The organism is Microbacterium sp. Bi128 (assembly GCF_918698205.1).
Genome location: NZ_CAKKMM010000303.1, coordinates 1 through 5024, shown reverse-complemented (window position 1 = coordinate 5024; position 5024 = coordinate 1). Strand labels below are relative to the sequence as shown.

The 5024-nt window shown below is 66.8% G+C and carries 5 protein-coding genes, 1 tRNA gene and 1 pseudogene; 3 read left to right on the top strand and 4 right to left on the bottom strand.

Features of this window, described 5'->3' with window-relative positions:
• Positions 1 to 183: 183 nt before the first annotated feature.
• Positions 184 to 678, bottom strand: a complete 495-nt coding sequence (locus tag LQV45_RS17635) for a MarR family winged helix-turn-helix transcriptional regulator (protein WP_028276609.1) — start codon at positions 676 to 678, stop codon at positions 184 to 186.
• Positions 679 to 871: 193 nt separating this feature from the next.
• A tRNA-Lys gene (locus tag LQV45_RS17630) sits at positions 872 to 944 on the bottom strand.
• A gap of 202 nt (positions 945 to 1146) precedes the next feature.
• Between LQV45_RS17630 and LQV45_RS17625 the strand changes: the two genes are divergently transcribed.
• From LQV45_RS17625 to LQV45_RS17615, 3 genes are all read left to right on the top strand, one after another.
• On the top strand, positions 1147 to 1800 hold the full coding sequence (locus LQV45_RS17625) for a hypothetical protein (RefSeq protein ID WP_230008138.1): 654 nt from the start codon (positions 1147 to 1149) through the stop codon (positions 1798 to 1800).
• A gap of 374 nt (positions 1801 to 2174) precedes the next feature.
• Positions 2175 to 2792, top strand: coding sequence for a DUF47 domain-containing protein (locus LQV45_RS17620; protein WP_028276610.1), 618 nt, complete (start codon positions 2175 to 2177; stop codon positions 2790 to 2792).
• 1 nt (position 2793) lies between these two features.
• Positions 2794 to 3810, top strand: a complete 1017-nt coding sequence (locus tag LQV45_RS17615) for an inorganic phosphate transporter (protein ID WP_230008137.1) — start codon at positions 2794 to 2796, stop codon at positions 3808 to 3810.
• Positions 3811 to 3821: 11 nt separating this feature from the next.
• Here the strand turns inward: LQV45_RS17615 and pstB are convergent, their stop codons facing one another.
• Both pstB and LQV45_RS17605 read right to left on the bottom strand, forming a co-directional pair.
• The gene (gene pstB / locus LQV45_RS17610) at positions 3822 to 4601 is read right to left on the bottom strand and encodes a phosphate ABC transporter ATP-binding protein PstB (protein WP_230008136.1); all 780 of its coding nucleotides are present in this window, start codon (positions 4599 to 4601) and stop codon (positions 3822 to 3824) included.
• Positions 4602 to 4649: 48 nt separating this feature from the next.
• A pseudogene (locus LQV45_RS17605) lies at positions 4650 to 5003 on the bottom strand (ABC transporter permease subunit); the annotation flags it as partial.
• Positions 5004 to 5024 lie beyond the last annotated feature (21 nt).

Below are 5024 nucleotides of genomic sequence, written 5' to 3'. Positions count from 1 at the left end.
GAGTAGGAGGGCATCGCCGGCTCCGGCGAGGTCCACTGCATGGGTGCGCCGCAGTGCAGCGGGGCGCCGCGCGGGAGCACTGTCGCAGGGTCCCCGGTCAGGGTTGCGGATTCAGCCACGGCGCCTACTCTCGTTGAGATCTAAAAAACAAGTAGTAAGCATACATATAACTAGTTAAACGAGCTAGTTATGCCGCTCGGCGCCGATGGCCGCGCTCATCCGGCGGAGGAAAGTAATGACCACGCGGGCGTCCTCCGCGCTCATGGACTCTGCCACCTCCATCATGCGCCGGTGCATGTGTCCAAGCGTGGCGCGGACTTCGGAATCCGTCGCCACCGTCGGCACGATCACAAGGGAGCGCCGGTCCGTCGGGTGCGGCTCCCGCCGGACATGCCCGCTTGCTACCAGCCGGTCGATCAGGGACGTTGTGGAAGCGGTGGTGATGCCCAGGACGCGGCTGAGATCCTTCGGGCCAACCCGTTCGCCTGTCGCCTTAGCCCGCAGCAGGTAGCGCAAAGCCAGCAGGTCCGTCTCACCCATGCCCATCGAATCGCGGGTGGACCGCCTGGTCGCCACCTCCGAGATCCGATAGTCGCGGAGGGCCTGCAGGATCGCCGCCGGAGGATCCAGGCTGTCATCGGGGCCATACCAGTATCCGGAGGCGCCGTGGGAGTCCATTCGCCAAGCCTAGCGGAACTGGTAACTAGCCAGCCGTGCAATCCGGGTGGCTGCAGCCACACGGCCCCAGGGCCCCGGAGCCCTGGCGGCTAGGGCCCCGAACCGCCCGGACTGGACCCCGGCGGCGGGCACAAAAAAACCCCGGCCTCCTGTTGCCAGGAAACCGGGGTTTTTCCACTCTTCGCTAAAAGAGTGGGCCCTGTGGGGATCGAACCCACGACCCACGGATTAAAAGTCCGATGCTCTACCAACTGAGCTAAAGGCCCCAGCCGACAGCCCCGAACCAGCGGATAAATCCGCTGATGCAGCGCGTTTCGGCCCAGTCCATTTCTGGACGTTAACACTGTACCCCAGACCCGGGCCGGCTTTTTTCACGTTGGCCGCACCGGCGGCGTCGGCCCCCGGCGTCTGCGGCAGCAGCGCGCACCGATCCTCGATTCCCTTGCGGCACTGGAGTAGCGTGGGGGCATGAGCGAGCAAGCAGGATCAAGCGCCCCCGGCCCGCGGCACCACAAGCCGAAACCCTTCGCACCGATCGACTTTGAGCCTTTCGCCGGAGGGGCCGATCCTGCCCGCGTCTCGGAGGCGGCCCATCTGGCCGCGCAGGCTCTCGTGCGCCGCGGCCGGGACAGCGACGATCCTAAAGTCACCAAACGGCTCGTCAAACTCGCCGATGAGCAGGGCCTGGAAGCAATCGCCGACATGTGGGCCGAAAGCCCCGCCCGGTCCCTCCCCGGCGCGCTGTGGCGTCTGTACGCCCTGCGGGCCGCCACCATCCAGGATCCCGAGCGGATCTCCGTCTACTTCAAGGCGGGCAAGGACACGGCCCAGGTTTCGCATGTGGTCGCCGGCGCGGCCGAACCGCCCGGCGCCGATGAGATGAAATCCATGGCGGACGCCATCCTCTCCGGGGCGTTCGACGGCGAATTCGACGTCGCCCTGGAACGCTCCGCAGCGTTCTGCCGCGTGGTGGCCCTGGGCCAGGCAACGCTTGCGGATAACGCCGAGCACAGCAACGAAAACCACGCCAGCAAACTCACCCGCAACTCGCATCTGCTCGTCAAGACGGCCGAGGACCTCGAGCACGCCGCCAACGCGTGGCGGCTGGGCGAGCTGGACTGAGGGGCCTGGCGGCAGGGGCCCGGATGACGGGCCCGCAGCACCCAGGACACGCACGACGCGGGCAGGCTGTCAATGTTGACTTGCATGAACCTACGTAGAAAACTAAAAGCGGTGCCGAACCGCGAAACCCCCGGGCTTCAACATTTAGCCGCCTAGAGCGGCCTACCGCCGAGAGGCGTATCCGGTTCGGCACCATTTTCATGCCTTCTTACCCTGATGTTCGCCCGGTTTTCACCTGCGCCGTCACACGCCGCGTCGGGCCGGGCCGGACCCGCCGGGGACGGTAAAGTGATGCGTATGCACTGGTCACCGTCAAGTCACACGGCCGGCCGGCTCCACCCGCGAACCTCCTCCCGGAAGACCGGTGACACCACGTGAAGCTGCGCCTGTTCCCCCAGGAGTCCGCCGGACTGAACCTGCTCTCCCAAATGGCGCGCCAGATCGTGCTGGGGACCGGAACACTCTCGGAGATCCTCGGCGCCCCGGCCAGCGAGCATGCCCGGCTGGTGGAGGACATGCACAACCACGAGGCCAAATCCGCGGAGCTGCACTTTGCCCTCCTGACCCACATGCGCACCAGCTTCGTGAACCCGCTGCCGCGCGAGGACATGTACACGCTGTCCCGGTTCCTCAACGAGGCCATGGAGAAGCTCGACGCCGCCGCCGAGCTCGTCTCCCTCTACAAGCTCGAACGGCTGCCCAGGCGGGCCGCCGACCAGCTGGAAATCATCAGCCGCCAGGCCGAACTAACGGTCGATGCGATGCGGCGGCTGAACAATCTGGACGACCTCGAGGACTACTGGATCGAGATCCTGCGCCTGGCCAAGCGTGCCGAGCGCACGCACCGGGTCTGGGTCGCGGACATGCTCCACGAGATGAAGGCCATGCAGTACGCGCGCAACCGCGACGTCGCGAACCAGCTCGTGGAAGTCACGAAGGACATGCGCCGGATCGCCACCCAGGTGGGCAGCATCATCGTCAAGGAATCCTGACGTGGTGCTCTTCTTCCTTGCCCTGGTGCTGCTCTGCGCCGGGGCCTTTGCATTCCTCAACGGGTTCAGGGACGCGTCCTCGTCGGTGGCGCTGGCCGTGCGGACGCGGGCGCTGACCCCAACTGTGGCGGTGATTCTGGCCAGCCTGTTCAACTTCATCGGTGCCGGGCTGAGCGCCGTCCTGGCGCTGGCCGTCAGCCAGGCGTGGCTGTCGCTGCCGCCGGGCACAAACGGCCTGACGATTCTGCTGGCCGCGCTGCTGAGCGCCATCCTCTGGGGCGTCTACTTGTGGTGGCGCGGCATTCCCTCGTCCTCCACCCATGCCCTGGTCGGCGGCCTCGCCGGGGCGGGGGTCGCGAGCGTCGCCGTCGGCGGAAACCCCGTCATGGGCGTTGACGCCTCGCTCCTGTCCCAGGTGGTGCTCCCGCTGCTGATCTCACCGGTGATCGCCTATGCGGGGTCGTTCCTGCTGGTCTGGCCCGCGGGCTGGGCGGCCCGGTACACGCCGCCCAATGTCGTCAACACCCGCTCCCGGCGGGCCCAGGCCATTGCCGCGGGCGCCGTCGCCTTCGGGCACGGGCTGCAGGACGGCCAACGCACCAGCGCCGTGGTGATCCTGGCGCTGCTGGCGGCCGGTCTCTCCGACGGCGGTTCAGTGCCGGCGTGGGTGGCCCTGCTGACGGCCGTCTTGCTGTCGGCGGGAACCCTGGCGGGCGGGTGGCGGATTTCCTACACCATCGGCTACCGGCTGACCCGGGTCGATCCCCTGCGCGGATTCGTCGCGCAGATGTACAGCGCGGTGATGCTGCTGGTGGGCGCGATCGGGCTGCACTGGCCCGTCTCCACCACGCACACGGTGACGGCGGCAACCCTTGGCGCCGGCGCCAACCAGAGTTTCCCGGGCACCGACCGGCGGCTGGTGATCCGCATCCTGGTGTTCTGGGTAGCGACCCCGGTTGTCACCGCCGCCGCCGCGTTCGTCCTGCAGTTGGCGCTCTCGACGGTGGCCGGCCTGTAGGACTCGGTTGGTTATCCGAAGCGGCCGGAGACGTAGTCCTCGGTGGCCTTCTCGGTCGGGTTGCTGAAGATCGTGGGGGTGTCGCCGAACTCGATCAGCTTGCCCGGCTTGCCGGTGCCGGCAATGTTGAAGAAGGCCGTCTTGTCCGACACGCGGGCCGCCTGCTGCATGTTGTGCGTCACGATCACCACCGTGTACTGGTCCTTGAGCTCGTTGATGAGGTCCTCAATGGCCAGCGTCGAGATCGGGTCCAAGGCGGAGCAGGGCTCGTCCATGAGGATCACCTGGGGTTCAACAGCAATCGCGCGCGCAATGCACAGGCGCTGCTGCTGGCCGCCGGACAGCCCGGAGCCGGGCTTGGCCAGACGGTCCTTGACCTCGTTCCAGAGGTTGGCCCCCTGCAGGGACCGCTCCACCAGGACATCGGCCTCGCCCTTGGAGATCTTCGTGTTGTTCAGCTTCACGCCTGCCAGCACGTGGTCCCGGATGGACATGGTGGGGAACGGGTTGGGGCGCTGGAACACCATGCCGATCTGGGACCGGACGGTGACCGGGTCCACGCCGGGGCCGTACAAGTTGTCCCCGTCCAGCAGCACCTCGCCTTCAACCCGCGCACCGGGGATGACCTCGTGCATGCGGTTCAGGGTGCGCAGGAAGGTGGACTTGCCGCAACCCGAGGGGCCGATGAAGGCCGTGACGGACTTGGCGTCGATGTTGATGTTGACGCCTTCGACGGCCAGGAATTTGCTGTAGTAGACGTTCAGGTCCTTGACGTCGATGCGCTTAGACATGGTATTCCTTCACTTGCTGGAGGTAGGGGCGGCGGACGCGGCCGTGGCCTAGCGGCCTGTCTTGGGGGCGAACATGCGGGCAATCAGGCGGGCGCCAAGATTGAGCAGCATCACCAGGATGATGAGCACGAGGGCCGCGCCCCAGGCCCGCTGGGAGGACGGATCCGGGTTGGACGGCGACGTGGGGTTCAGGATCTGGGTGTAGATGAAGGTCGGCAGCGAGGCCATCCAGCCGCTGAACACGTTGGCGTTGATGGCGGTTGCGAATCCGGCGGTGACCAGAATTGGCGCGGTTTCGCCGATCACGCGGGCGATCGCCAGGGTGATCCCGGACGCGATGCCGGAGATCGCCGTCGGGAGGACCACCTTGAGGATGGTCCGCCATTTGCGGACGCCTCGGGCTTAGTCGGCTTCACGGAGTTC